The organism is Sphingorhabdus sp. EL138 (genome assembly GCF_900258045.1).
Taxonomy (GTDB): Bacteria; Pseudomonadota; Alphaproteobacteria; order Sphingomonadales; family Sphingomonadaceae; genus Parasphingorhabdus.
The window spans coordinates 246634-271624 of record NZ_OGVD01000004.1; the positions used below are offsets into that span (position 1 = coordinate 246634).

At 53.6% G+C, this 24991-nt stretch carries 30 protein-coding genes; 18 read left to right on the top strand and 12 right to left on the bottom strand.

What is annotated here, in order from left to right:
* Positions 1 to 154 precede the first annotated feature (154 nt).
* Genes infA through DK507_RS11015 form a run of 6 tightly spaced genes read left to right on the top strand, consistent with a single transcriptional unit; the run spans position 155 to position 5251 of the window.
* The gene (gene infA / locus DK507_RS10990) at positions 155 to 373 is read left to right on the top strand and encodes a translation initiation factor IF-1 (RefSeq protein WP_108810762.1); all 219 of its coding nucleotides are present in this window, start codon (positions 155 to 157) and stop codon (positions 371 to 373) included.
* 32 nt (positions 374 to 405) lie between these two features.
* Positions 406 to 987 (top strand): nucleoside triphosphate pyrophosphatase, encoded by a 582-nt coding sequence (locus DK507_RS10995; RefSeq protein WP_109356447.1) that lies wholly within the window; start codon positions 406 to 408, stop codon positions 985 to 987.
* Positions 977 to 1990, top strand: coding sequence for a ribonuclease E/G (locus DK507_RS11000; protein WP_109356448.1), 1014 nt, complete (start codon positions 977 to 979; stop codon positions 1988 to 1990). The genes DK507_RS10995 and DK507_RS11000 overlap by 11 nt, the downstream gene beginning before the upstream one ends.
* Before the next feature lie 46 nt (positions 1991 to 2036).
* Positions 2037 to 2669, top strand: coding sequence for a maleylacetoacetate isomerase (maiA, locus tag DK507_RS11005; protein WP_109356449.1), 633 nt, complete (start codon positions 2037 to 2039; stop codon positions 2667 to 2669).
* Complete coding sequence (locus tag DK507_RS11010) at positions 2669 to 4798, top strand: TonB-dependent receptor (RefSeq protein WP_174209039.1); 2130 nt, start codon at positions 2669 to 2671, stop codon at positions 4796 to 4798. Before maiA ends, DK507_RS11010 begins: the two co-directional genes overlap by 1 nt.
* Before the next feature lie 9 nt (positions 4799 to 4807).
* Positions 4808 to 5251 (top strand): MarR family winged helix-turn-helix transcriptional regulator, encoded by a 444-nt coding sequence (locus tag DK507_RS11015; RefSeq protein ID WP_109356450.1) that lies wholly within the window; start codon positions 4808 to 4810, stop codon positions 5249 to 5251.
* A gap of 83 nt (positions 5252 to 5334) precedes the next feature.
* On the opposite strand, the gene DK507_RS11020 is transcribed toward DK507_RS11015, so the two are convergent.
* The 7 genes from DK507_RS11020 to DK507_RS11050 all read right to left on the bottom strand — a co-directional run bounded on the left by DK507_RS11020 (position 5335) and on the right by DK507_RS11050 (position 12377).
* A complete protein-coding gene (locus DK507_RS11020; RefSeq protein ID WP_109356451.1) occupies positions 5335 to 6321 on the bottom strand; it encodes a type II secretion system F family protein in 987 nt (328 codons plus the stop codon).
* Between the two features lie 17 nt (positions 6322 to 6338).
* Complete coding sequence (locus DK507_RS11025; RefSeq protein WP_109356452.1) at positions 6339 to 7310, bottom strand: type II secretion system F family protein; 972 nt, start codon at positions 7308 to 7310, stop codon at positions 6339 to 6341.
* A 40-nt stretch (positions 7311 to 7350) separates the two neighbouring features.
* Positions 7351 to 8640: a pilus assembly protein CpaE gene (locus DK507_RS11030; protein ID WP_109356453.1), complete on the bottom strand. Its 1290-nt coding sequence runs from the start codon at positions 8638 to 8640 to the stop codon at positions 7351 to 7353.
* Complete coding sequence (locus DK507_RS11035; RefSeq protein ID WP_109356454.1) at positions 8640 to 9248, bottom strand: CpaD family pilus assembly protein; 609 nt, start codon at positions 9246 to 9248, stop codon at positions 8640 to 8642. The genes DK507_RS11030 and DK507_RS11035 overlap by 1 nt, the downstream gene beginning before the upstream one ends.
* Positions 9249 to 9269: 21 nt before the next feature.
* Positions 9270 to 10910: a type II and III secretion system protein family protein gene (locus DK507_RS11040; protein ID WP_109356455.1), complete on the bottom strand. Its 1641-nt coding sequence runs from the start codon at positions 10908 to 10910 to the stop codon at positions 9270 to 9272.
* Complete coding sequence (cpaB, locus tag DK507_RS11045) at positions 10910 to 11869, bottom strand: Flp pilus assembly protein CpaB (RefSeq protein ID WP_109356456.1); 960 nt, start codon at positions 11867 to 11869, stop codon at positions 10910 to 10912. Before cpaB ends, DK507_RS11040 begins: the two co-directional genes overlap by 1 nt.
* 73 nt (positions 11870 to 11942) lie before the next feature.
* The gene (locus tag DK507_RS11050) at positions 11943 to 12377 is read right to left on the bottom strand and encodes a prepilin peptidase (protein ID WP_254054349.1); all 435 of its coding nucleotides are present in this window, start codon (positions 12375 to 12377) and stop codon (positions 11943 to 11945) included.
* 100 nt (positions 12378 to 12477) lie between these two features.
* Here DK507_RS11050 and DK507_RS11055 point away from each other — a divergent pair, with 100 nt between their 5' ends.
* From DK507_RS11055 to DK507_RS11065, 3 genes are all read left to right on the top strand, one after another.
* Positions 12478 to 13440, top strand: coding sequence for an alpha/beta hydrolase (locus DK507_RS11055; RefSeq protein WP_254054350.1), 963 nt, complete (start codon positions 12478 to 12480; stop codon positions 13438 to 13440).
* A 12-nt stretch (positions 13441 to 13452) separates the two neighbouring features.
* Complete coding sequence (locus DK507_RS11060; RefSeq protein WP_109356458.1) at positions 13453 to 14580, top strand: FAD-binding oxidoreductase; 1128 nt, start codon at positions 13453 to 13455, stop codon at positions 14578 to 14580.
* Positions 14581 to 14679: 99 nt separating this feature from the next.
* On the top strand, positions 14680 to 14856 hold the full coding sequence (locus DK507_RS11065) for a DUF1508 domain-containing protein (protein WP_109356459.1): 177 nt from the start codon (positions 14680 to 14682) through the stop codon (positions 14854 to 14856).
* A gap of 58 nt (positions 14857 to 14914) precedes the next feature.
* Here the strand turns inward: DK507_RS11065 and rnhA are convergent, their stop codons facing one another.
* The 3 genes from rnhA to ispH are packed head-to-tail and all read right to left on the bottom strand — an operon-like array spanning position 14915 to position 17282.
* Complete coding sequence (gene rnhA / locus DK507_RS11070) at positions 14915 to 15367, bottom strand: ribonuclease HI (protein ID WP_109356460.1); 453 nt, start codon at positions 15365 to 15367, stop codon at positions 14915 to 14917.
* Positions 15364 to 16323 carry a homoserine kinase gene (thrB, locus tag DK507_RS11075; RefSeq protein WP_109356461.1) on the bottom strand — a complete coding sequence of 320 codons (960 nt, stop codon included), beginning with the start codon at positions 16321 to 16323 and terminating at the stop codon, positions 15364 to 15366. Before thrB ends, rnhA begins: the two co-directional genes overlap by 4 nt.
* Positions 16323 to 17282 carry a 4-hydroxy-3-methylbut-2-enyl diphosphate reductase gene (gene ispH, locus DK507_RS11080; protein WP_109356462.1) on the bottom strand — a complete coding sequence of 320 codons (960 nt, stop codon included), beginning with the start codon at positions 17280 to 17282 and terminating at the stop codon, positions 16323 to 16325. Before ispH ends, thrB begins: the two co-directional genes overlap by 1 nt.
* 157 nt (positions 17283 to 17439) lie before the next feature.
* Here ispH and DK507_RS11085 point away from each other — a divergent pair, with 157 nt between their 5' ends.
* From DK507_RS11085 to tatC, 9 genes are all read left to right on the top strand, one after another.
* Positions 17440 to 18099, top strand: a complete 660-nt coding sequence (locus tag DK507_RS11085) for a hypothetical protein (RefSeq protein ID WP_109357631.1) — start codon at positions 17440 to 17442, stop codon at positions 18097 to 18099.
* 104 nt (positions 18100 to 18203) lie between these two features.
* Complete coding sequence (gene argS, locus DK507_RS11090) at positions 18204 to 19928, top strand: arginine--tRNA ligase (protein WP_109356463.1); 1725 nt, start codon at positions 18204 to 18206, stop codon at positions 19926 to 19928.
* A gap of 30 nt (positions 19929 to 19958) precedes the next feature.
* The gene (locus DK507_RS11095; RefSeq protein ID WP_109356464.1) at positions 19959 to 20597 is read left to right on the top strand and encodes an SPOR domain-containing protein; all 639 of its coding nucleotides are present in this window, start codon (positions 19959 to 19961) and stop codon (positions 20595 to 20597) included.
* A gap of 164 nt (positions 20598 to 20761) precedes the next feature.
* The gene (gene nagZ, locus DK507_RS11100) at positions 20762 to 21769 is read left to right on the top strand and encodes a beta-N-acetylhexosaminidase (RefSeq protein WP_109356465.1); all 1008 of its coding nucleotides are present in this window, start codon (positions 20762 to 20764) and stop codon (positions 21767 to 21769) included.
* Positions 21769 to 22569, top strand: coding sequence for a ScpA family protein (locus DK507_RS11105; RefSeq protein ID WP_109356466.1), 801 nt, complete (start codon positions 21769 to 21771; stop codon positions 22567 to 22569). The genes nagZ and DK507_RS11105 overlap by 1 nt, the downstream gene beginning before the upstream one ends.
* Positions 22570 to 22603: 34 nt before the next feature.
* On the top strand, positions 22604 to 23269 hold the full coding sequence (gene scpB, locus DK507_RS11110) for an SMC-Scp complex subunit ScpB (protein ID WP_109357632.1): 666 nt from the start codon (positions 22604 to 22606) through the stop codon (positions 23267 to 23269).
* A gap of 28 nt (positions 23270 to 23297) precedes the next feature.
* Positions 23298 to 23525 (top strand): twin-arginine translocase TatA/TatE family subunit, encoded by a 228-nt coding sequence (locus DK507_RS11115; RefSeq protein WP_109356467.1) that lies wholly within the window; start codon positions 23298 to 23300, stop codon positions 23523 to 23525.
* A gap of 42 nt (positions 23526 to 23567) precedes the next feature.
* On the top strand, positions 23568 to 23939 hold the full coding sequence (tatB, locus tag DK507_RS11120) for a Sec-independent protein translocase protein TatB (protein WP_109356468.1): 372 nt from the start codon (positions 23568 to 23570) through the stop codon (positions 23937 to 23939).
* Positions 23936 to 24715: a twin-arginine translocase subunit TatC gene (tatC, locus tag DK507_RS11125; RefSeq protein WP_109356469.1), complete on the top strand. Its 780-nt coding sequence runs from the start codon at positions 23936 to 23938 to the stop codon at positions 24713 to 24715. Before tatB ends, tatC begins: the two co-directional genes overlap by 4 nt.
* A gap of 1 nt (position 24716) precedes the next feature.
* On the opposite strand, the gene DK507_RS11130 is transcribed toward tatC, so the two are convergent.
* Positions 24717 to 24842, bottom strand: coding sequence for an entericidin A/B family lipoprotein (locus DK507_RS11130; RefSeq protein ID WP_109356470.1), 126 nt, complete (start codon positions 24840 to 24842; stop codon positions 24717 to 24719).
* 23 nt (positions 24843 to 24865) lie between these two features.
* Positions 24866 to 24991 carry an entericidin A/B family lipoprotein gene (locus DK507_RS11135; protein ID WP_109356471.1) on the bottom strand — a complete coding sequence of 42 codons (126 nt, stop codon included), beginning with the start codon at positions 24989 to 24991 and terminating at the stop codon, positions 24866 to 24868.

Sequence of the window (24991 nt, forward strand, 5' to 3'; positions counted from 1 at the left end):
CTCAACCGAATGTTTGTAATAATTTGTCGCAAGCGCAGGGCGTCGCCAAATTTTACATTGCGCAGCAAATCCTTCCCTTTTGCGGTAATTGGGGTTATGGCGCACCGCAACACATCGAAAAACCCACGAATCAACAGGGATGAAGTAAAGCCGAATGGCAAAAGAAGAACTATTAGAAATGAAGGGGATGATCCGCGAATTACTCCCCAACGCGATGTTCCGGGTCGAACTGGAAAATGGTCATGAGGTTCTTGGCCATACCGCCGGCAAGATGCGCAAAAACCGCATCCGTGTGCTGGTGGGCGATGAAGTGCTCGTTGAACTCACGCCTTATGACCTGACCAAAGGTCGTATCACCTATCGCTTCAAATAAGCGCGGGATGCTGCCGTGACGCGGCCACATAAATGAAGTTGGTTCTGGCATCATCCAGCCCGCGCAGGCTGGAACTGCTCGGCCGTTTGGGCGTTAAGCCTGACCGGATCGCTTCTCCTGATATTGATGAAACGCCGTTAAAGGGTGAGCTGCCGCGTGACTATGTGCTGCGCATGGCTCGGGAAAAGGCGGCTGCCGTGGAACGCACGGACGATGAAGTCCTGATCGCTGGTGATACCATCGTTGCGGTGGGTCGGCGGATTTTGGGTAAAGCCGAGAACGAGGCTGAGCAGCGGCAATTTATGGAGCTTTTGGGCGGGCGGCGGCACCATACAATGTCAGCGGTCTGCGTGATTGCGGCGGACGGCACTGCCCGGACGAAATTGTCGGACAGCATCATCAAATTCAAGCGTTTCGAGAACAGCGAGATCAACGCCTATATCCAGTCCGGCGAAGGGCAGGGCAAAGCCGGCGGTTATGCCATTCAGGGCCTTGCCGAAGCCTTTGTGATTTCAATCAGCGGCAGTTTCAGCGGGATCATGGGCTTGCCGCTTTACGAGACACGCAATCTGCTGATTTCCTCGGGCTATCCGCTCAATCAAGATGACGCCTGATTTCCAGAATGGCTGGCTCTATGAAGCCGGTATCGGTGAAAACCGCGCTGCCCGAATCGTAGACGGCGAGCTAGTCGCGGTCCGGATCGAGCGTGAGCGGGCGGGTGCACGACGGGGCTCTGTGGTCGATGCGCAGTTTACAGAGCAATGGGTCGCTGGACGATCGGGTATTGTGTCGCTGGAAAGCGGCGAGCAATGCCTGTTGCAACCGCTGCCCAAAGGTCTGACCGAAGGTGCGACTATACGGATCGAAATTGTCCGGGAGGCGCTGGATGAGAAAGGCGGACAATCGAAACGGGCGAAGGCGAGACCGGCAGATGCTGGTAGCGCTCTAACGCAGGGTCCAAACCTCTTGGATATCATCGAAGCAACCGGTGAGGCGATCCGAAAGATTCAAGCGCACGAACCGGATATGCTGGCCAGCTTGGATTGGAACGAAGCGATGGAACAGGCAGAAACCGGCCGCATAGATTTTGACGGCGGCAGTCTGCTGATCTCCTTAACACCAGCGCTGACGGTCATTGACGTAGACGGTCCGCTCGTACCGCTTGAGTTAGCAAAACGCGCGGCCAAGCAGGTTGCGCTAGCGCTTACGCGGTTTGATATTGGTGGTTCAACCGGCGTCGATTTTCCGACCTTGCAAGCAAAAGCAGAGCGAACAGAAGTCTGCGCTATATTCGATCAGCATATGACGGGCAATTGCGAACGGACGGCGATTAACGGTTTTGGCTTCATGCAAGTGGTCAGCCGCAAGACGGGCCCTTCGGTGCTGGAAATAGTGCAGGCGGATAAGGTGCTGAGTGCGACCCTCTCGCTATTGCGCCATGCGGAACGGACTCCGGGAACCGGTGCCATGCGGCTTGACGTACATCCGGCGGTCGCGGCGAAGCTCAAGCACAGGCAGGCGTGGCTGGATATGCTGTCACAACGCACCGGTCGTGGCGTTTCAATTGCGACAAAAGGCGATATCACCATAGCGGGCGGGCAAATCGCATCGGTTTAGTCCGCTGCACTTGCATTTTCATGGCTCGCTCTGCACAAGCCGTTCCATGACAGATATCATTCTCTATGACTATTGGCGCAGCTCCGCCAGCTACCGCGTGCGTATCGCGCTCAACCTAAAGGGCATTGCCTATAAATCGGTCACAAAAAATCTGCTCGACGACAGCACCAAACAGGCGGATTATATTGCGCGCAATCCGCAGGGTTTCATTCCGATGCTGCATATTGACGGCCACGATCTGACCCAGTCGCTGGCGATTATCGATTATCTTGATGCGACAGTTCCGGAACCACCCATGGTATCGAGCGACCCGCTGGAACGCAGCCGGACGCTGGCGCAAGCGCTGGTAGTCGCGGCGGATATTCATCCGGTGAACAATCTTCGGATCATGAAATATCTAAAAAACGAAATGGGTCAGGATAAGGAAGCGATCAACATCTGGTATCGCAATTGGGTGAGTGAGGGCTTTAAGGCGCTGGAAGTCATGGCACCGGAAAGCGGGTTTTTTGGCGGCGATGCACCCAATCTTGCCGATGTCTGTCTGGTCCCGCAAATGTATAATGGCCGCCGGTTTGAAACCGATATGACGGCCTTTCCAAAACTCGTGCGGATTGATGCTGCATGCAATGAGCTGGCGGCGTTTCATAACGCAGCGCCCGAACAGGTGAAAACAGTCTAATGAAAAAAACTATTTTGGCGTTGCCGCTTCTGGCGACAATGGCGTTCGTGAGCTTTCCTGCTTGGGGGCAAGAGGCTGCAGATTCGACTGGAGCAGACGATCCTCTTTGTTGTGTGATCTTTGGAGCGGATGCCTTTGTAATTACAGTTGATGGGTTAGCAGAACCTCAAGGAAACAATGTCTATTCAACGGTAACCGTCAAAGCTGCTGATCGATCCAGCATCGAGAACACACTGCGCACGGTTCCCGGTTTGCAGCAATTCCGCCGGTCCGATGCGCGCTCTGCCAATCCGACCAGCCAGGGGATTACGATACGTGGGTTGGGCGGTAACGCCTCGTCGCGCGCTGTCCTGTTGCTTGACGGTGTCCCGCAAGCCGATCCCTTTGGCGGTTGGGTAGCTTGGCCAGGCTATGACGCGCTCGCACTTGGTTCAGCCCGAATAACACGCGGTGGTGGCAGCGGCAGCGAGGGATCAGGTGCCATTGCAGGAACCGTTGAATTGTTTAGCCAGGATGTCGGCAATCTGATCGAATTGGGTGCAGCTTATGGCAGCCGTAATAGCGTTGATGCGGACCTGCTCTTTGGCCGTGAACTGGGGCAGGGACAGCTCACTATCTCGGCCAACTACGCACGTGGTGACGGCTTTACGCCGATTATTGAAAGCCAGCGCGGCGATGTTGACCGTCAGGCGGAATATGAGCAGGCCGGTATTGCAGTACGCTATGTCGCGCCGCTGACCGACAATACCGAACTGCAGGCCAACGTTCGCGCGTTCACCGATGATCGCGAACGCGGCTTTGCGTTTAGCGAAAATCACAATGACGGCGCTGATGCCAGCATCCGGCTGGTCAACCGGTCCGATACCGGTTGGCAATGGTCGGCCTTGGGGTATGTTCAGATCCGCAATTTTGACGTGAGCTTTGGCGGTGTCGCGGCGGATCGCAACAGTGTCCGGCGAGTGTTTGAACAGTTTAATGTGCCGTCAACCGGGCTTGGTGCAAGGTTTGAAGTGCGGCCACCGGTTGGCGACAATGTCGAACTGCGCGTTGGCGGAGACTGGCGGCGGACGGAAGGCGAGACAAACGAGAATTTCTTCTTCCTCGACGATGACACCCCGCGCCGCAGCCGCAACGCGGGCGGCTCGACCGCCACTTATGGCGCCTTTGTCGAGGCCAGCGTGCAGGCCACGGAGGCACTAACCCTGACAGGCGGTGGCCGCATTGATTTTTGGACCATCGATGATGGCTTCCGCAGAGAGATTGAATTGATCAACCCATTCCCGGGTTCCGTGCGCACGGACGCTCAATTTGATAATCGCGACGGAACCGAGTTCACGGCACGCGGCGGCTTTGCATATGATGCGACCGATCAATTGGCGTTGCGCGGTGCAGCCTATCTGGGCTGGCGTTTGCCGACGTTGAACGAACTGTTCCGGCCCTTCCGCGTTGGTCCAGATGCCACTGCGGCGAATGAACTGCTCGAGCCAGAGCGAGTGAAAGGCGCGGAACTGGGGCTGGACTGGGATAGCGAATCTGTCTCTATCGGGATCACGGCTTTCTACAACGAACTGGATGATGCGGTTGCCAATGTAACACTGGACACGGGGCCAGGACTATTCCCAGGTGTCGGCTTCGTCTCAGGGGCAGGCGTCTTCCGTCAGCGCCAAAATCTGGATTCCATTGAATCCAAAGGCATTGAAATCGACACCGAATTTGATCTTGGCAGCCTGGTGAATAATTTATCCGCTCGTGCCGCCTATTCCTATGTTGATGCGGAAGTAAACGCCTCTGGAGATGCTGCTGCGGTTGATGGATTACGTCCGGCACAGATTCCTGAGCATAATGCTTCTGCCAGCCTGCTTTGGGAGCAGGAAAATGGCACCGGTGCGTCTGTGTCACTACGATATATTGGCAATCAGTTCGAAGATGATCAGAATAGCCGCCGACTGGATGATGCATTCACCATTGATGGCCGTCTCGCTTTTGCAGTGAATGATCGTTTGTTGGTCGAAGGGCGGGTTGAAAATCTGTTTGATGCGCGGGTAGAGACGGCCGTTAGTAGTAGCAATATTATCGAACGTGCTTTTCCGAGGACATTTTGGATTGGACTTCGAACCAAAATTGAATAAATATTACTTATGACCGCTAACCTTGACGATTTTATCCCGTACCAACTGTCCACCGCATCCAATGCGGTGAGCGATCTGATTTCAAGCGAGTACAAGAGCCGCTTCGGGCTGAAAATCCCGGAATGGCGGGTTATGGCTGTTCTCGGCAATCGCGGTGCATCGACGCAGCGGCAGCTTGTCGAAGCGACCCTGATGGACAAAGTGACAGTAAACCGGGCTGTTAAAACTCTGGTGGATCGCCAGTTGTTGGGCCGCAGTCCAAATAATGCCGACGGTCGTTCTCATCATTTGATGCTCAGCCAGAATGGCCGCGACCTTTATGACCAGATCATGCCCGCAGCAGAAGCAATGGAAAAGAAGGTGATGACTGTCCTGACAGACGATGATCAGCGGCATCTGTCGGAAATGCTGGCTAAGATAAAACAGTCTGCTGATGATATCGCGGCCGGTTGAACAGCCGGTTTGACAGTATCCCGAACAAAAAAAGAGCGGTTTTGAAGACCGCTCTTTTTCATTTTTTGTTTTGATGCCTTTAGCTACATCATCGTATCGGAGATCGAACAGGCTGCCGGCCCAAGGATCACGATAAATAGCGTCGGCAGAATGAACAGGATCAGCGGAATTGTCATAATCGCTGGCAGACGCGCGGCTTTTTCTTCAGCCCGCATCATCCGATCATTCCGGAACTCTGCTGAGAGAACGCGCAAGGCTGATGCTAGCGGCGTACCATATTTCTCGGTCTGGATCATCGTTGTGACCATGCCTTTGACATGCTCCAACGCCACACGATAGGCGAGATTCTCAAAAGCCTGACGGCGTTCTGTGAGGAAGCCCAACTCAATGGATGTCAGTGAAAACTCATCCGCCAGTTCGGGATAGGCATCGCCCAGTTCCTTTGCCACACGGGCAAAAGCGGCGTCGACGGTCAGTCCAGCCTCGGCACAGATGACCAAAAGGTCAATCGCGTCTGGCAGGCCTTTGCGGACCAGATCGGTTCGCTTGGCAATCAGGTTGTTCAGATAAACATCAGCGCCCTTATAACCCGCGATGCAGGCACCGGCGAAAGCACCGAACTTCTTGATCGGTGTCCAGTCGGGCATGTAATCAAAGCCATAAAGGGCGAGGGCAGCAGCGCCGCCGAGAACAATCGGCAAGACCAGACGGCTGAAGATAACCGCGTAAGCGAGGTCTTTCGAGCGGATACCGGCCTGGGCCAGTTTCTGCTGCGATTCTTTTAGCTGATCGTCCTGCAAAACTTTGAGAGACGACAGCATGCCGCGCATACGATCAGTTGTATCGTTCTGCTGGATCAGCTTAGCGCGCTTCTTGGTTGTTGAGGCGGTGATACCGGCCTTTAACTGTTCACGCCGTTCGTTCAGCGATTTGACACGCTTCGCCATGGGATCTCGGACGGTTACGGCCGTATAGATTGCAAACACAACAGCGAGCGTTGCTACGGCAGCCAATATGGTTGCCACCCAGAGGACGTCTATTCCCAGTAAAGTTGGACCACTATCGGGCATTGCCTTACACCTTCCTCTTAGATTTCAAAGTTAACCATTTTGGCCATGATGAACACACCGATGCTCATCCAGGTCAGCCCGCCGAGGCCAGCGATGATCAAGCGTTCTTCGTAAAAGAATCCAGCGAGATAAGTCGGGTTAACCGACCATACCAAGGCGAAAACGATGAATGGCAATGAACCAACAATGTAGGCGGATGCCTTTGATTCCGACGACATGGCTTTGATTTTCAGTTTCATCTGGCCACGTTTACGCAGCACATCTGCCAGGTTGGCCAGCGTTTCGGCCAGGTTACCACCTGTCTCACGTTGAATGGCGAGCGTGATGCAGAAAAATTTGAATTCTGGTGTATCGAGCCGTTTGGCGCTTTCCTGCAAAGCATCTTCCATTGTCCGGCCAATTTTGATCCGGTCAACAACCTTGGCAAATTCTTCGCCTACAGGTCCGTCAATTTCCTTTGCAACCACACCGATGGTTTCCGTTACCGGTAGACCCGAACGCAGACCACGAACCAAAAGTTCGATCGCATCAGGGAATGAAGCGGTAAACTTGCTGACTCTCATGCTGATCAGGATGCCGACAATCATATGCGGTAGGCCAAATCCAACCGCCAGTCCCCCAAATATGCAAAGGAGCAAGGGCGCTCCCTGAAAGATCAGGCCGGCACAGACGAGAACAGCGATTCCGAGGCAAACCGAAAAAAACTGCTTGATGGTCCATTCGCGCCCGGTTCGGTCGAGCCGGATGGCGAGCATATCCATTCTCGACAGCGTTTCGCCAGTGGGCCGATGGTTTTTCCGGCGGGCACTGACCGCCTTTTTCATCTGTTCTTCCATTTTGGCATTGGTGCTTTCCGAATGACGGAAGCGCACTTTGTCCAGACGCTTTGCCTTTGCCGTAGCCTCTGAAGGGCCGGCAAAAGCAAACACGATGAGCATAAGGACTAGCAATATTCCTCCACCCAGAATGGCTGTCTGCATCATATCCATTACGTGCATCCTTGCATGTTAGAAAGAAACGGGTTGGGCATCACGATTCGGATGTCTCGCCTTCTTTCTTCTTCTTTGATGGCAGGAGTGATTTCATCCCTCCAAATTTGTCCATCAGCGATGTTTTTGCTTTGCCTTCGCCTTCTTCACCTTCGTCTTCGACGGTGCCAAGAATATGTTCGGACAGCGCAATAATCTTGCCGGTCGCCTTGCTTGATTTACCAGCTTCTACAAAGGCTTGCCCCAATTTCGCTGCATGCGCGGCTGCTTTGGGGTCGGCCGGGATCATGATATCGATTTTGCGTTCGATCGAATTCTCAAAATCCTGTCTGGAGATTTCCAGACCACCGGATTGCACTTTGTTGGCAACAACAATCACTTTGCTCTGCGCTGCATGCGATTTCAGCCATGACAGCAATCGAATAGCATCGCGGGCAGAAGCCAATGTCAGTTCCGTGACAATGACGGTCGCGTTCACATCGCCCAGGAGATGCGGATAGTTGATCAGCATGTCGCGTGGCAGGTCGATAACCGTGCATTCGAAGGCGGCACGAAATTCTTCCTGCAATTGGAAAAAGGCTGTTCCGTCTGTCATCATCGGCGAGTTGATCGGTGCCTCAGCCGACAGCAGAGACAGCTTCTCGTTCGCCTTGATCATCGCCCGTTCAATGAACAGACCGTCGATCCGGCTGGGATTATCGATGGCATCGGTAAGTCCGCGGCCTGGCTCAAGGTCCAACGCCAGAGCGCCAGTACCGAAATGAACATCAAGATCGAGAAGCGCGGTCAAACGCTCTTTCTCGTTGCTGAGTAACCATGCAAGCGATGTTGCAATCGTCGATGCGCCGACGCCTCCACGGGTCCCGATGACTGCCGTGGAAACATGTGGCTTCTCACTAGCTTGTTCATCGGTTTTCGGTGCGTTGAGCACGGCTTGTGCCTGACTCAGTACATCGCGCAATTGTTCGGGGCTGAACGGTTTCAGGAGATAGTCCTGCAGACCGCTAACGATCAGGTCGCGGTAAAGACGGACGTCGTTTACCTGACCCATGGCAATAACCACAGTTCCAGGTTCGCAGACTTCAGCCAAAGAATTGATGTCGGCCAATGGATCGCCAGATTCGGACAGATCAACCATCAGAATATTTGGGCTCGCCGCAACAGAAAGCGACTGCACCGCGTTGCGAAGTCCACCTTTGTGGCACTTGTCTACCGGCCAGCCCATCTCTTCTACGACAGGACGCAGCAGGTCCAGCGTATCTTCATCACATACGAAAGCGGAGAACGGATCACGTCCGTTTACGGCACCGGGTTTCCAGGGAGCGTTCATTATAGGCCTCCAGCTTGTTTGGCTTTGTCACGATAGGCACGAATGGCTTTTGATGCTTCCGACTGATCTTCGCCATCGCGGGCCTGGCCGCGCACGAGATCTTCAGGATCGGCAATCATTGCCGCCATTGTGCTGTTAACTCCGCATCCATAATTTTCGCTCGTACGAGCCTGAAAATCGGTATGGCTGCGGTTGCTCCAATCCGGGCAACCAGGAACGGTTGCGGTTGAGCGTGAAACAACAACGCGCATTGCGCCGCTTGGAACATTGCCTTCGGTTACCGGGGCAATGTCGCTGATCAATAATCCTTTTTGAGCGGCCAGGGCTTCAACTGCACCGCGAGCCGAGGCTCCGGCGTTGTAACCCGGGTCGTCAATGGCAACGCGATCTCCATATCCCAGATCCAAGGCATCAAACCAGCCCGCAAGGCGGCGAAACTCGGCATCGGGGAGTGATCCCGATCCTGCCGTGTTGACGTCCAGCACGAAGTGGGACCGGGTAACAACCGGTTGCCGTTCGCTGTACACGGTACGGTTGGCTGTCGTGCTACCGCATGCTGCGACAGATAGTCCGAGAGCGGTTACAAGTGCTATAGAAACAAAACGCATGATGTCTTCTCCTGAAACGGACTATTTATCGAAGCTGAAACCGGGGGCAGCGCCACCAGATTTCTTCGGCTTTTTGGCGGTTTTACTGCTGCCTGGTGCGGACATGCTGCTGAGTGCAGGGCCCGATGCGACCGGTGGAGCAACCTTTGGTTTTGGGCGATCACCGGTACCGGTTGAACTGTGCCGGTTCATAATCAGCCGTTCAAAATCATTGGCTTGCTTGAAGCCATCGGTGGGCAGGACGATATCGCTGTCGCTGACCGGTTTGACGAGATATGGTGTCACAACGATCATCAACTCGGTTTCGTTCTTTCGATATCCGTCCGATTTGAAGAGGTTACCAAGCACTGGTATATCGGCCAATCCCGGTGTTTTATCAATGGATGAGCTGTAGCTATTCTGCATCAACCCAGCAATCATGAAGCTTTCGCCGGAACCCAGTTCAATTGTGGTTTCCGCCTCTCTTGTAGAGATAGCCGGAATCTCAAATCCGTTGAGACGAACGGCCCCTTGTGAGGATATTTCCGATACGCTTGGTTTTACGCGAATCGAGATACGCCCGTTTGAAAGAACGGTCGGTGTGTAAGAAAGGCTAACACCAAAATTCTGGTAGGTAACACTAACTTCACCAAAGCCCGAGGATTGCGGTATCGGGAATCGGCCACCCGCGAGGAAGGTTGCGGTTTCACCTGAAATGGTGGTTAAATTGGGCGATGCCAATGTTGTCGATAGACCAATCCGTTCAGATACATCGAGAGCCGTCGCAATATCCAATCCAAACAGACGCCCTGCCGCAGTGACGGCATCCAATCCACTTGCTTGATTGAAGTTAAATGCCGTACCGCCTTGCGTAACAAATTGACCGGTGGCCGTGTTAAATGGCAGGGAAATTGATCCTGCCGGTAATCCGAACAAGCTGGAAGCATCCAGCGTGGGGAATCCACTTGTATCGAAATCAGTAATCGCCCCGAAGTTACGACCCCTGTTAACTCCAAATTGAAAACCATTGGTAGTATCGCGTGTCGTCACGTTGCCATTGATATTCTTGGCAAGCGAGCGAGCTACTTCTGCAAAACGGACCCGTAAATTGACCTGCAAAGGGGTCGCTGTTTTTAGTCTGCTAACAACACGCGTGTCATCGCCAACATAGGCCTGAACCAGATTTTCTGCTTCTTCAGCATCATCCGGATTAGCGATTGTTCCTGTTAAAAGCACAAAGTTGTTTGTTGTGCTCACCGAAATTTTTGCGTCTGGCATGGCTAAGCCCAGCATCTGGTCAATCGATGAAATCTCAGCACCAACAGAAACTTCCGCAGAATATACGACCTTGCCTGAACGGCTAGTTGCATAGAAGCTGGTTTGTCCGCCTGACTTCCCAAAGATGTATAGCTGGCGTTGGGAGCGAACCTGCACGTCGGCAATATCATCTTCAGCAATGAAAACGTCTTGGATCGGCGCCGGCAGTGTAATCAGCTTGCCACGACCAACAGCAACCGAAACACGGGATTGTGGTGCGGTAATCTTGACCGATTGAGCGTTAAGTGGTGTCGCGCTGTTGACGGACACGGTTAGAGCCAGGACGGAAGTAACAGCCGCGCCCATCACCTTTTTTGCTGATATTTTGTTTGTTTGGCGGTTATGCTTTGCATATTGAATGGCCATTATTTGTCTCCAAACTTAACTTCATTGACGGCATTACCGCGTGCTATCCGGACTTTTGGTCCTTCTGGCTTTTGTTCTTTGGTCAACTGCGGTGGGGTGCGTGCTTCAAAGCGTGACACTTCACCGCCGGTTGAGAAGGTTGATTTCTTGGAATCCGGCCGTGTTGCGAGAGACTTGATCATAGCCGCTTCCTGGGCTGGATCATCGGTTTTAGGCAGTTTGATCTCACCAGAGGCAATCGCTTCTTCAAGCTCTGCGGTGCTATCAGCCAGCGAACGAAGGGACAGGCTCAGCGTACCCAAAGTTTGGGCAACAGCTACTTTTTCAGCAATTTTCGGCGTGGCTTCAAGCGTAACCAACTTGGTTTTGACCGGTACGGCCTGACCTGCCTCATTTGTTGTTTGGGTAACGCGGTTATCGGTAGCGAGAACCCGAATATTACGGATAACCGTTTCCGATACTTTGAATTCCGGTCCTTGACCTTTAATTGTCTGTGTTAGCACCAGGTCAACTCGGTCTCCCGGGAACACGAAACCGGCAACACCGGTCAAGCCAGAAACAGGAATAGTAACGGCACGCATGCCGGGGCCGAGTGCTGCTGCCAGGAAGCCGCGGTCACCCGGGCTAACAATAGCGCCTTTGGTGAGTGGCTGTCCGGCAGTAATAGCGTTACGAACGACTGTACCGTTCAGAGATTCAATACTCGTACCTTCTTTTTGGAAATAAGCTTCCTCAACAAGGTCTTCCGGCCAAGGCTGGAAGCTGAAGGCATCAGGCGTAATGATAGTGCCAACGGGCAAGGCGCGCGAAGCGACGAGAACTTCGTCCCCCAGTACTTCGACCTTTTTCGCTTCCACTTGTGGTGCAGCAGCACCCGCGAACATACTTCTGGCGAGCAATGCTGTGACCGCAGCCACTACCAATGCGCCGATAAGCAAAATTAGTTTCTTCTTGTCCATGACGTCTTACGCCTCCTGAATGCCCCACCGGAATCGATCACCCTGAATGATCCGTTGGCGGTAGATTTCTCTTTCAAGTAAAATGGTTAAAATATCGTTCGTTAATTATCCAAAGCCCTGCAAATGATATGGCAACTCCATATGGGACCTTTACTGGACCCTCAGTTTTTTGGATTTTCTTAGCTGTTATCATTAACAGCGTGAGGACTCCGCCAGCGATGGACATGATCACCAACATCTGAATTAGCGTGAGCCAATGGAGCCACAACGCAATGGCTGTAAGGAGTTTTACGTCCCCGCCGCCCATCGCACCGATCGCGAACATTCCGGCAAATATGGTAAACACGACCGTAGCGATGCCAATTTGCCACACCATGTCTGGCCAGAAAGCCATGTCGCTGGCGATCCAGAATACGGGTGCGCCCAATGCAATGGCCAGATTCAGCTTGTTGGATATGTGACGGCTCTTGATATCAGTGATCGCGGCCACGATCAGCGCAATTGCCAAGCCGCCCCAGAGCAAGTAAATGAGTTGTTCCCCGTTCATGGGAAACAGCTTTAAGAAAAATGCCTTACCAAATAGTAACCATCATGGCCGGAGCCCATTTTTGAGTCGATTAAACCCGCCTGTATTTGATCGACGCTCCATCCCTGAAGACGCGCAAGAGCTGATCTGGCACGCCCCGGATGGTTGGGCGTTGCGGCAATTTGAATGGCCGCAGCCCAGGAGTAATGCTCGCGGTTCGATATTGTTCATGACCGGTCGAGCAGATTTCTATGAAAAATATCTCGAGACATTCAACGATTTTCACGCTGCTGGATGGAATGTTACTTCGCCCGATTGGCGAGGGCAGGGCGGTTCGGGCCGATGTGGTCCGCATCCACATGTCGGGCACATCGATGACTTTGCGACATGGGTTGATGATCTGAGTGCTTTTTACGAACAATGGCGGGGCGGGCATAGTGGACCTCATGTAGTCATCGGTCACAGCATGGGTGGTCATCTTGTTACCCGTGCGCTGGCTGAACAGCGCATTCATCCCGATGCCGCGATATTATGTGCGCCAATGTTGGCACCAGCGGGCGGGGGTATGCCTGAATGGACTGCGCATCTACTGTCCAAAATGATCTGCGCCTTTGGGAGGGAGAAGCGTCGCGCCTGGAAGGTCAGTGAAAAACCATTGGAACCGGAAATATTGCGGCAGGGTTTGCTGACTCACGACGCTGATCGCTATTCTGATGAATTTTTCTGGTTTAGGGAACGCCCGGATGTGCGTTTGGGGCCAGCAAGCTGGCGCTGGGTAGAGCGGGCTTATTCTTCCACCCGCGGGCTTAGAAACCGTAGGCACCTTGAAGCAGTGGATATCCCGGTATTTTTTCTGGCAACGGAAGTGGACGAACTGGTTGACCATCCGACCATAGAACGTGCTGTACACTTGCTGCCCCATGCCGAGATTAAACTATTCGGCAAAGAATGTGCTCACGAGATCTACCGCGAGGCTGACCCTGTACGGGATGCTGCCTTGCAAGCCAGTTTTGAGTTTCTAGATAGGGTAGCACCGCAGCAATGAGTAAGTTTACCCATGAACCAATATGATGTTGCCATTATCGGGGCCGGAATTGCGGGCGCAAGTATTGCGTCAGAAATAGCCGGGCATTGCTCTGTCATCATATTGGAAGCGGAAGACCAACCGGGATATCACAGCACCGGCCGGTCAGCGGCATTTTGGACGGAGAGCTATGGCGGGCCGCAGGTGCAGCCGCTGACCACTGCTTCTTACGATTTTCTCCATCATCCGCCCGCCAGGTTTTCCGAGGCCAGTTTTTTGAAGAAGCGCAGGGCCATCAATATCGGACGTGCCGGTGACCAGCATCTGCTGGAGGATTTCGTCTCTGAGTTCAAAGATAGCGGGATATCTATGGTTCGATGGGACCGGGATGATATTACGGCTGTCGTGCCTCATCTGAAGCAAGGATGGGATCGAGCGGTTTATGAGCCTGATTGCTGCGATATCGATGTGGCCGGGTTACACATGGCTTATATACGTGATGCGAAACGCAAAGGTGTCGCCTTATCCTGTAACACCCGGGTCGAGGAAATTGCGCATGACGAGAGCGGATGGGTGATCAATAGTGGCGATAATGCCATTGGCGCGAAGTTGATAATCAATGCCGCTGGCGCATGGGCAAGCGAAATCGCCAGTCTTGCAGGCGCGTTGCCAATCGAAATTCAACCGATGCGCCGAACGATGGTGCAGTTACACACCGATCCGCCGTCCGCACCAGATATGCCGTTGGTCGTGGCACTGGACGGCAGTTTCTATTTCAAGCCCGAAGCCGGCGGTAGTTTCTGGCTCAGTCCGCATGACGAAACACCGGTTGTTGCCAGTGATGTAGCGCCGGAAGAATGGGATGTCGCGGTGGCGATAGATCGCTTTCAATCGATACTGGACGTCGAAATCAAAAGCGTAAACCGCAAATGGGCGGGGCTGCGCAGCTTTACGCCTGATCGACTGCCGGTTTATGGATATGATCCCCAGCAGCCCGATTTTTTCTGGTTTGCTGGGCAAGGAGGCTTTGGCATTCAGACAGCACCGGCCGCAGCGAAACTGGGGAAATCGATTTTACTGGGTATGGAAAAAGACGCTGCCGTAAAGGGACTGGATTTCGATCTATACGATCCTTCGCGTTTCGCCGTTATGATGGCTTGATAAATTCATCATTGCGTTCAGCGCCTTAAGACGCAATAAATCTCCTGTCCGATACGGACCGACAAAGGCCAGTATAGGCCTAAAATGGAGACAGATAATATGGCGCACAAATTTGAAATTTATAAGGACAAAAAGGGCGAGTTCCGGGTTCGCTTTAAACATAATAGCGAGATCATGTTCTCAACCGAAGGTTATAAGAGCAAATCCAGCGCCAAAAATGCAATTGCTTCCATCATTAAAAACGGCCCCGGCGCTGAGGTTGAAGATAACAGCTAAGTTAATAGCTATCTAAACAATTACCGTCATCCCGGTCAGCGCCGGGATGACATTTGCGTCAATGGCCGGCAGCCACGTTCATCGCGGCATTGCTGGCCAGCATATCGGCGCGCTCGTTGTCCGCGTCTCCGGCATGACCCTTGACCCAATGCCATTCGATATCATGGCGTTTCACCGCTTCGATGAGGTCTTGCCATAGATCGGCATTTTTGACCGGCTTTTTTCCTGCGGTGCGCCAACCATTTTTCTGCCAGTTAAACACCCATTTGGTGATACCGTCCTTCACGTAGGTGCTGTCAATCGACAGTTTGACCCTGCACGGCCGCTTTAACGCATTGAGCGCTTCAATAGCAGCGCGCAATTCCATTCGGTTGTTGGTCGTCTCCGGTTCGCCGCCGGAAATTTCCTTTTCTGTTTTGCCATGCCGGATTAATGCTCCCCAGCCGCCCGGACCGGGATTGCCCTTGCACGCGCCGTCTGTTGCGATTTCGACAAAAGAGAGATCACTCATGCGACGAAGACCCCTGGATTGGCCTGATAATATTTCAGACGATTGAGAAATGCGGTCGGGTCTTTGCGAGTCACCAGAGCGTCGGCGGGCGTGTTGATCCAGTCATACGCACGGGTCAATAAAAAGCGTAGTGACGCTCCCCGTGCCAAAACTGGCAGGGCCGCGCGTTCTTCTGCGCTGAGATCAAATGCATCGCTATAGCCCTCCAGAAGCGCGGCCGAGATCGCTTCGTCAAACTGTTCGCCATCTTCGGAAAAACACCAAGCCGCATGGGTCACAGCCACGTCATGGGCGCGAACATCTGTGCAGGAAAAATAAAAGTCAATCAGGCCGGTAACCGCATCATCAAGCATCAGCACATTGTCCGGGAACAAATCGGCATGGATGACAGATTGTGGCAATGTGACTGGCCAATGTGCATCAAGATAATCGAGTTCGGCCACCACGATATCATTGAGATCAGGTGCAATTTCATTCAGTCCGCCGGGACCGCAATCAGCGGCGAGCTCGCGCCATGTGTCGTGATCCATGCTATTGGCGCGCTGCATGTTGAAGTCTTGTAGAGCATCATGCATGCCGCCTAGCGCTTGGCCCGTGGCTCGGGCTTGTGCCGCAGTCGGCATCGTCACGGAAATACCGGGAAGAAATTTGATCAGACAAGCATGTCGGCCGCACAAATTTTGTATTTTCGTACCAGTGCGGTCTGCGATCATCGGCGGTACCGGTTGTTTTTTCTCGGCCAAATGGTCGAGCATCGCAATGAAGAAGGGTAAATCGTCCGGGTCGACGCGCTTCTCGTAAAGCGTCAAAATGAACCGATCTTGCGTCGTTTCAATCAGGTAATTACTGTTCTCTACGCCCTCGGCTATGCCTTTGGCAGATACTAATGTGCCAACATCAAACCGGCCCAAGAAGGTTTCAATCTCTTCAGCACTGACCTTGGTATAAACAGCCATCAGGCGGCTTCGAGTCCACGCGGTAGCTTGAAAACCATGCGCTCGTCAGCCGTTTTTATCTTTTGTTCGTCGACGATGTAACGTTCTTCAAGATGGGATACGACTTCGCGCACCAATATTTCCGGAGCAGAGGCGCCGGCGGTCAGGCCAAGCGTTTCAACACCTTCGACCCAGCCAAAATCAATGTCATCGGCGCGCTGGATGAGATAGGCATCTGTTCCTTCACGCTCGGCAACTTCTACAAGGCGCAAGCTGTTGGAGCTGTTTGGCGCACCGATAACCAGAACCAGATCGCAAGACTTCGCTATGCGTTTTACCGCGTCCTGACGGTTTGACGTTGCATAGCAGATATCTTCGCCTTTTGGTCCGACGATATTGGGGAAACGTTCCTGCAGCGCTTCGACAATCGCTCTGGTATCATCGACCGAGAGGGTGGTCTGAGTAAGGAATGAAAGCTTCTCCGGGTCCGCTGGCTTTAGCGCGGCAACATCATCCAGAGTCTCGACCAGAGTCATCATGCCTTCGTCGACCTGGCCGAAAGTGCCTATGACTTCAGGATGATTTTCGTGTCCGACGAAGATAATATGGCGCCCTGCCTCAACCTGTCGTTCCGCCTGACGATGTACCTTTGACACCAGAGGGCAAGTAGCATCGACATATTCCAGGCCGCGTTCTTCTGCTTTGTGCGGTACGGCTTTGGGCACTCCGTGTGCTGAAAAGACCACCGGAACACCGTCCGGTACCTCGTCAAGTTCCTCGACGAATACGGCACCAAGTTTTTTCAATTCATCCACAACATAGCGGTTATGGACAATTTCGTGGCGTACATAGACAGGAGCTCCATATTTTTCGATCGCCAGTTCCACGATTTTTATGGCCCGATCAACGCCCGCGCAAAAACCGCGAGGGGCTGCTACAAGCAAGCTAATACGGGGTTTTCCTGATTCTGCATGATTCATAATCAAAGCCTTAATGAAAAACGGAGGCGGCGAAAAGCCTGTCTGTTCATCCTATGGATGGTTGCGTGCTCTTAAAGGCATAGATAAGGGTTTCCAAACCCTGAACAAGGACGCAGGTCAAATCTGCGCGAAATGGGACAAAAGGCAAGGAATAAGCATGATACTCAAACGGCGTTTCGATAAGTTGCTATTGACCGGTGGAACGGTTTTGGCATTGGCGGGTTGCGCGCAAGACGGCGCCATCGATGTCAGCTCCGGTGTTGGCGTTAGCGTAACCCGAAGTGGTTGTCCTGCGGTTGCCGTTCCCGACTATACAGGCGATGTCACCATTTTTGATCCCGTGAACAGCACAGATGCGAGTGCGATTGATGTTGTGGCCAATATCACCAACGTCCGTTCAACTTGTAACAGCGAGGGTGCGCGGATTTATTCTGAGGCTACGTTTGATGTTTATGCGGTCCGCTCTCGCCCCCAGGGTTCGCGAACGGTTACCGTACCATATTTTTCGACGGTCGTGCAGGGCGGGACCGCCGTAGTTGCCAAGCGCGTTAAAAATGTAACGCTGACTTTCGCTGATGGCGAATATCGCGCTTCAGCTTCCGGTAAAGCGGGCTCCTATGTTGATGCGGCTGCTGCGCGGCTTCCAGAAGATGTAATCGAACGCATTACACGCAAAAGAAAACCTGGAGACCCTGATGCCGCACTGGATCCGCTGGCGGACCCAGCGGTGCGAGCTGCGGTAGCAAGGTCAACTTTTGAGCTTTTGATCGGTTTTCAGCTGACCCCGGAACAGCTGCAATATAACGCGACCCGATAAACCTCTTGGTCAACAAAGCTCTGGGCCGATAAGGTTCCGGGCGCAAATTCTGTTTGGCTCGGCGGGTCCGGGCTCTATAATCTATTGAAAATTGGGGTGAAGCGATGCTGTTTCATATTTTCCAGCAACATATTGATAAAGCACTAGATGATCTGGTGTCAGATGGCGATCTACCGGCTGACCTTGATCGCAAAAATGTGACGCTGGAGCCACCGCGCGATCCGTCACATGGTGATTTGTCAACCAATGCTGCAATGGTCCTGTCAAAGGCAGCAGGAGAGAAACCACGCGATCTGGCGGAGAAGATTGTCGGCAAACTCGAAGCTCTTGATGATATCAAAACGGCAGAAATGGCCGGACCGGGATTTATAAACCTGCGCGTCAGTGATGCTGTTTTGATCGCGGAACTGAAAGAAATCGAGGCATTGGGCGCGGACTATGGCCGCTCTGACAAGGGGCAGGGCGTCACCGTCAATGTTGAATATGTATCAGCCAATCCAACTGGCCCCATGCATATGGGGCATTGCCGCGGCGCAGTCGTAGGCGATGCGCTGGCTGATTTGCTCGAGTTTATCGGGCACAAGGTGATCCGCGAATATTATGTCAATGACGCCGGTGCGCAGGTCGATATTCTCGCTGAATCTGTCCATATCCGTTATCGCGAGGCACTAGGCGAGACGATTTTGGCAATTCCTGAGGGGCTTTATCCCGGAGACTATCTCAAGCCAGTAGGCTGGGCCTTGGCGCAGCAACATGGCGATAAATATGTTGATGCGCCGATTGATGAATGGTTACCGATGTTCCGCAAGGCCGCCGTAGCCGGCATGATGGACATGATCCGGGCCGATCTCGCACTATTGGGCATCGAGCATGATGTTTTCTCGTCTGAAGCGGAGTTACATGAAGCCGGCAAAGCAGATGCCGCCGAAGCCGAATTGCGGTCCCGCGATCTGGTCTATGACGGTGTCCTTGAAAAACCCAAGGGCAAGACCATTGACGATTGGGAACCAGTAGAGCTGCCGTTGTTCCGTTCTACCCAATTTGGAGATGATCAGGACCGGCCGATCAAGAAGTCCAATGGCCGCTGGACCTATTTTGGTGGCGATCTCGCTTATCATTTTCAGAAAGCCCAAAAGGCTGATGAGCTGATTGATATTTGGGGTGCCGATCATTCCGGCACGGTCAAGCGGATCAAGGCTGCCGTGGCGGCGCTGACCGAGGGCAAAACCAAATTTGACGTGAAGCTGATCCAGATGGTGCGGTTGCTGCGTGATGGCGAGCCGGAGAAGATGTCGAAACGTTCGGGCAATTTTGTCACTATCGCCGACATGGTCGAAGAAGTGGGCAAGGATGCGGTGCGTTTCACGATGCTGACCCGCAAGGCCGATGCGCAGATGGACTTTGATTTTGCCAAGGTAGCCGAGGCGTCACGGGACAATCCGGTATTCTATGTGCAATATGCCCATGCCCGGATTCAATCCACCTTGCGCAAAGCGGCGGACGAGGAAAACATCCTTCCCTCAGCCGATCATCTCGACAAGCTTGGCGCCGAAGAGCTCGACCTTATCAAACAGGCAGCTCAATTCCCGAGAATCGTCGAATCGGCCGCGATGAGTCGTGAACCGCACCGGATTGCTTTCTACCTCAACGACCTCGCAGCGGCGTTTCACGCCTTCTGGAATATGGGCAATGATCGGCCGGAAATGCGGATCATCATGGTTAACGACCCTGCCATGACGTCTGCTAGGCTTTTCTTAGCTAAATATTTAGGGCAAGTAATTAAGAACGGTCTCGCGCTGATGGGGGTCAGTGCCGCTGACAAGATGTGAGCGTTCGAGAATTGCTGTGGGGTTTGAGTAATGTCTGATGTGAATAGTGATAGTCTGGATCTGGACGATGACAATCGTCTACCTTGGCTGGAATCTGCCGAAGACTATGATGGAGAGGATGAATATTCTCCCCTTCGTGTCGCCTTGTTTGTAGGTTTGGCCATAGCGCTGCTGGCAGCAATTGTCGGCGGCATCTATTGGATGCAGAACCGCGATGCAGGTGGACTGAGCGGCGACGGCACATTGATCGCGGCACAGGAAGGCGATTATAAAATACGCCCTGATGATCCGCAGGCCAAGCAGTTCGAAGGCGAAGGCGACGCCAGTTTTGCGGCTTCCGAAGGACAAGGCACAGCAGGTAAACTTGGCACAGCGCCGCCTGTAGAGGCTCCGATCAAGAAAGCTGCAACTGTTGCTCCATCAGCTCCCGGCAGTGCAATGATTCAGCTTGGTGCATTCAGTTCCGCCGGGCAGGCCGATAGCGCCTGGTCCGGTTTCAGCCGACGCTTTGCTGACATTGGCGCCTTGCCGAAGAAAATTGTGCAAGGCACGGTTGAAGGTGGAACTATCTATCGCCTCAATGCGGTGGCTCCGAACGTTCAGGCAGCGCAACAGGTGTGCAACGGTTTGAAAGCAGCAGGTGAAAGCTGCCTCGTCGTTCCACAATAAGCTTTAAAGATATCGGTTTCCTCTCGCGCTTCGGGTGAGCGCGGCAAGGTGCCTGCGTCGAAAATCGGGGACGCGCTGTGGATAACGGCGCTTTCCGCTTTACCGGTCCGCCAATTTTCCGCATGATGAGTCATATTATGCGCGGGATTGGGTAGAGTTAAGTCATGAAGCCGGTCATTTTTGGTATGTCGGGATTAAGCCTGACGGCGGATGAAAAGGCGTTTTTCAAGGAAAGCGACCCAGCGGGCTATATTATTTTCGGCCGCAATGTTGAAACCAAGGACCAGTTACGGGCGCTGACCGATGAACTGCGTATTATACATGGCCGCGATGATCTGGCGATATTGATCGATCAGGAAGGCGGTCGGGTTGCGCGGATGCAGGAACCGGTCTGGCCGAAATTCCCGCCCGGCGAAACTTTTGACAAGCTCTACGACATTGCGCCCGCAACCGCGATAGAGGCGGCGCGGCTGAATGCACAGGCGATTGCCGAAAGCCTTCGTGAAGTCGGCATTACGGTCAATTGCCTGCCGCTGCTCGATGTTCGTCAGCCGGACACTGTGGATGCCATTGGCAACCGTGCGATGGGCAGCGATCCGATGCAGGTGGCGGCCTTGGGTCGTGCGGTGATCGACGGCCAGACCAAGGGCGGCGCGGTGAGCGTCGTCAAACATATGCCGGGCCACGGCCGCGCTGTGGTTGATAGCCATATGGAATTGCCGAAAGTAAGCGCTTCTGCCGAAGAACTGGAAACCGATATCGCTCCGTTTCGTTCGCTTTCGGATGCACCGATGGGGATGACCGCACATATTGTCTATACCGCCTGGGATGCAGAGCGCTGCGCAAGTCTGTCACCAACGGTGATCGACAATATCATTCGCGAGGCCATCGGCTTTGACGGGCTGCTGTTCTCGGACGATCTCGACATGAAAGCATTGAAAGGCGAAGTGCCCGAACGCGCACGTGATGTGGTCGCGGCGGGTTGTGATATTGCGCTTAATTGCTGGGGCCGGATGGATGAGATGGTCGGCATTGCTGACCTGCTGGGTGAGATTAGCGACAAATCCCGCGAACGGCTGGACAAAGCCATGGCCACATTGGGTCAGGCTGGTGAACAGGTGGAATTGGTCGAGCTGTTATCCCGCCGAGACGCATTGCTGGCGGCGGCCTAATGACAGACAAGCCGGAAATTATCGAAGAGTCGGACGAAGAGGGGTTTTTCTTTACCCAAGCTGCTAGCGAGGAAGAGGCAGCGCTCACGCTAAATATCGATGGCTGGGAAGGCCCGCTTGATTTGCTTCTGGCCTTGGCGCGCAACCAGAAAGTGGATTTGCGGGAAATCTCGATCCTGGAGCTGGTCCAGCAATATCTGAAATATATCGCCGACGCACAAAGTCTGAAGCTGGAGTTAGCGGCAGATTATCTGGTGATGGCGGCATGGTTGACCTATCTCAAATCCGGCTTGCTGCTGCCCAAGGATCCGGAGGTGGATCCTTCGCCGGAAGAACTGGCTCTGCGTCTGCAAATGCGGCTGGAACGGCTCAACGCCATGCGGGAGGCCGGCGCGCGATTGCTGGCCCGTGACCGGATTGGCCGTGATGTTTTTGCTCGCGGGGCACCGGAAGGTCTGCGCGTTGTAAAAAACCGGCATTGGCAGGCAGAATATTATGACCTGATCTCCGCCTATGGCCGGGTCAAATTGCGCAATATTCCGCCAGTGCACATCGTCAAACAGCGGATGGTAATGACGCTGGAAGACGCGTTGGCGCGAGTGTCGTTGATGCTTGGTGAAGCGATCGACTGGACGGATATCAGGGATTTTCTCCCGCCAGGCGCGCCGCCGCAGCTACGAAAGTCGGCTTTGGCATCTAGTTTCGTTGCCGCATTGGAACTGGCACGTCAGGGAAAATTGGTGCTGAGTCAGGATGAGAGTTTTGCGCCCCTAAAATTGAAAGCAAGCAGTGATGGATAAGCCAGTGGATGATGATCGCAGTCTGATCATGGGAATGAATGTTGAAATGGATGAAGGCACGCGGGCTGTAGAGGCGACCTTGTTCGCGTCGGAAAACCCTATGACGATTGCGGATATCCAACTTTATGTCGGCGAAGAAATAGATATCCGCGCTGCGCTCAACGATCTGCAGAACGACTATTCTGGACGCGGCATATCGCTGATAAAAACCGGCGACCGCTGGCACTTTCAAACGGCGCATGACCTGTCACACCTGCTGCGTCGGGAGCGGGCGGAACTGCGCAAATTGAGCCGCGCGGGCATGGAAACGCTAGCAATCATCGCCTATCACGAACCGGTCAGTCGCGCGGAAATCGAAGCGATCAGGGGCGTTCAAGTGGCAAAAGGCACGCTTGATGTGCTGATGGAGGCAGGCTGGGTTCGCCCAACGGGGCGTCGCGAAGTACCGGGAAGGCCGCTTATCTACGCGACAACCGCTGAGTTTCTAACCCATTTCGGCCTGCAAAGCCGCAAGGAACTGCCGGGCATTGATGACCTGAAAGCCGCTGGTTTGCTGGACCCGGTCGATCTGGCGATGGAACGGCTGGAGATGGAGGCGGAAGAGGAATTGCCGCTGGAACAAGAGCTTAACGAAGATGGTGCACAAGAAAATGATGATGACACCGCCGATTCACTGGAAAATGAGGCGGAAAGCGCTTAAGTAGAGGGCATAGATCAGGAGATTTTCGATGCAACCGAGTATTTGGCAGATTTTAATTGTAGCAGCGTTGGTGCTGATCCTGTTCGGTCGCGGCCGGATTTCGGAAATGATGGGCGATGTCGGCAAAGGGATCCGTTCCTTCAAAAAAGGCATTACCGAAGAAGAGGAAAGCGCCAAGGCTTCGGCCCAGATTGACAGCAAACCAGCGGATGTCAGCGCAGACAAGGCGGCAACGTCCGACAAGACGGTCAGCTGAGAAGAGCCGACCGGATTCTGGTCCGGATAGCGGCGCACAGATATGTTTGACCTTTCCATATCCGAGATCGCGATTATCGTGATCATTGCCATTGTCGTGATCGGCCCGAAAGAGCTGCCCCGCGCATTGGCAACAGCTGGCCGCTGGATGGCAAAGGCACGCGGCGTCATGGGTAATTTCCGCACCGGCTTTGACGCAATGGTCCGCGAGGCGGAATTGCAGGAAATGGAAAAGAAATGGGCGGCGGAGAATGAGCGTATCATGCTCGAGCATCCGACGGTTTCTGACGATGAACCGGTTATGCAACCATTGGATGGCCCACCTGCGACAGAGGAAAAAAGCGACAGCGACCAGCCTGATCTGCCGTTGGGCGATGATACACCAGAAAAACCGCCAGAAAAACCGGGCGCATGAACGAGCAGTCCGCGCCCGATATCGATGAGAGCAAAGCGCCGCTGATCGAACATCTGATCGAGCTGCGCCAGCGGTTGGTCTGGTCGGTTGTGGCACTGGCTATCGCTTTTGCCGCTAGCTTCTATTTCGCCGATGAGATATTCGGAATGTTGGTTGTGCCGTTAACCGACGCTTTCCCGCCGGGTGAAGGGAAGCTGGTCTATACCAAGCTCTATGAAGCCTTTTTTGTCGAAATAAAGGTTGCAATGTTCGCTGCCTTTTTTATCGCCTTTCCGATCATCTCCAACCAGCTTTGGGCTTTTGTCGCGCCCGGCCTTTATGCCAACGAGAAAAAGGCGTTTCTGCCGTTTCTGTTTGCCACACCGATATTATTCACTGCCGGAGCAGCATTGGCCTATTATATTGTCATGCCCACGGCATTCCGTTTTTTCCTCGGCTTTGAAGGCGAAGTCGGCGGCATGACCCAAGAGGCCTTGCCTGCCATGGGGGACTATCTCGATCTGGTGATGCGGTTCATTCTGGCCTTTGGCGTATGTTTCCAGTTACCGGTGCTGTTGTTGCTCCTCAACCGTGCAGGATTGGTCACACGCGATCAACTGAAAGGCCTGCGCCGCTATATGGTCGTCGCAGCCTTTGTGTTGGCCGCGATCTTGACGCCGCCGGATGTGGTGTCGCAGTTCCTGCTCGGCCTGCCATTGATCATGCTTTACGAGGTATCGCTGGCAATCATGTGGTTTACCGAACGCAAAAGAGCGAAACTGGAAGCTACCGAATAGCTTAGTTTATCGCGTCTTCACCCGCACGGCCGACCGATTCAATATCCTGTCCGACGCCCTGAACCGTATTACAGGCCGCGAGCACGAGGGTTGATGAAATAAGCAATGATGCCAAAATCTTGCGCATGGTAATTCTCCTGATGATATGGATTAATCGATCGCCCGTTCGCCAGCCCGGCCAACGGATTTGATATCGTCCCCAACACCTTGCACAGTGTTGCAGGCGCCCAGCAAGAGTGCCGATGAGAGGGTAATAGAAGCGATTATTTTGCGCAT

Coding starts and splice junctions, on each gene's coding strand:
- infA (WP_108810762.1), top strand. CDS start 155: ATGGCAAAAGAAGAACTATTAGAAATGAAGGGGATGATCCGCGAATTA.
- DK507_RS10995 (WP_109356447.1), top strand. CDS start 406: ATGAAGTTGGTTCTGGCATCATCCAGCCCGCGCAGGCTGGAACTGCTC.
- DK507_RS11000 (WP_109356448.1), top strand. CDS start 977: ATGACGCCTGATTTCCAGAATGGCTGGCTCTATGAAGCCGGTATCGGT.
- maiA (WP_109356449.1), top strand. CDS start 2,037: ATGACAGATATCATTCTCTATGACTATTGGCGCAGCTCCGCCAGCTAC.
- DK507_RS11010 (WP_174209039.1), top strand. CDS start 2,669: ATGAAAAAAACTATTTTGGCGTTGCCGCTTCTGGCGACAATGGCGTTC.
- DK507_RS11015 (WP_109356450.1), top strand. CDS start 4,808: ATGACCGCTAACCTTGACGATTTTATCCCGTACCAACTGTCCACCGCA.
- DK507_RS11020 (WP_109356451.1), bottom strand. CDS start 6,321: ATGCCCGATAGTGGTCCAACTTTACTGGGAATAGACGTCCTCTGGGTG.
- DK507_RS11025 (WP_109356452.1), bottom strand. CDS start 7,310: ATGGATATGATGCAGACAGCCATTCTGGGTGGAGGAATATTGCTAGTC.
- DK507_RS11030 (WP_109356453.1), bottom strand. CDS start 8,640: ATGAACGCTCCCTGGAAACCCGGTGCCGTAAACGGACGTGATCCGTTC.
- DK507_RS11035 (WP_109356454.1), bottom strand. CDS start 9,248: ATGCGTTTTGTTTCTATAGCACTTGTAACCGCTCTCGGACTATCTGTC.
- DK507_RS11040 (WP_109356455.1), bottom strand. CDS start 10,910: ATGGCCATTCAATATGCAAAGCATAACCGCCAAACAAACAAAATATCA.
- cpaB (WP_109356456.1), bottom strand. CDS start 11,869: ATGGACAAGAAGAAACTAATTTTGCTTATCGGCGCATTGGTAGTGGCT.
- DK507_RS11060 (WP_109356458.1), top strand. CDS start 13,453: ATGAACCAATATGATGTTGCCATTATCGGGGCCGGAATTGCGGGCGCA.
- DK507_RS11065 (WP_109356459.1), top strand. CDS start 14,680: ATGGCGCACAAATTTGAAATTTATAAGGACAAAAAGGGCGAGTTCCGG.
- rnhA (WP_109356460.1), bottom strand. CDS start 15,367: ATGAGTGATCTCTCTTTTGTCGAAATCGCAACAGACGGCGCGTGCAAG.
- thrB (WP_109356461.1), bottom strand. CDS start 16,323: ATGGCTGTTTATACCAAGGTCAGTGCTGAAGAGATTGAAACCTTCTTG.
- ispH (WP_109356462.1), bottom strand. CDS start 17,282: ATGAATCATGCAGAATCAGGAAAACCCCGTATTAGCTTGCTTGTAGCA.
- DK507_RS11085 (WP_109357631.1), top strand. CDS start 17,440: ATGATACTCAAACGGCGTTTCGATAAGTTGCTATTGACCGGTGGAACG.
- argS (WP_109356463.1), top strand. CDS start 18,204: ATGCTGTTTCATATTTTCCAGCAACATATTGATAAAGCACTAGATGAT.
- DK507_RS11095 (WP_109356464.1), top strand. CDS start 19,959: ATGTCTGATGTGAATAGTGATAGTCTGGATCTGGACGATGACAATCGT.
- nagZ (WP_109356465.1), top strand. CDS start 20,762: ATGAAGCCGGTCATTTTTGGTATGTCGGGATTAAGCCTGACGGCGGAT.
- DK507_RS11105 (WP_109356466.1), top strand. CDS start 21,769: ATGACAGACAAGCCGGAAATTATCGAAGAGTCGGACGAAGAGGGGTTT.
- scpB (WP_109357632.1), top strand. CDS start 22,604: ATGAATGTTGAAATGGATGAAGGCACGCGGGCTGTAGAGGCGACCTTG.
- DK507_RS11115 (WP_109356467.1), top strand. CDS start 23,298: ATGCAACCGAGTATTTGGCAGATTTTAATTGTAGCAGCGTTGGTGCTG.
- tatB (WP_109356468.1), top strand. CDS start 23,568: ATGTTTGACCTTTCCATATCCGAGATCGCGATTATCGTGATCATTGCC.
- tatC (WP_109356469.1), top strand. CDS start 23,936: ATGAACGAGCAGTCCGCGCCCGATATCGATGAGAGCAAAGCGCCGCTG.
- DK507_RS11130 (WP_109356470.1), bottom strand. CDS start 24,842: ATGCGCAAGATTTTGGCATCATTGCTTATTTCATCAACCCTCGTGCTC.
- DK507_RS11135 (WP_109356471.1), bottom strand. CDS start 24,991: ATGCGCAAAATAATCGCTTCTATTACCCTCTCATCGGCACTCTTGCTG.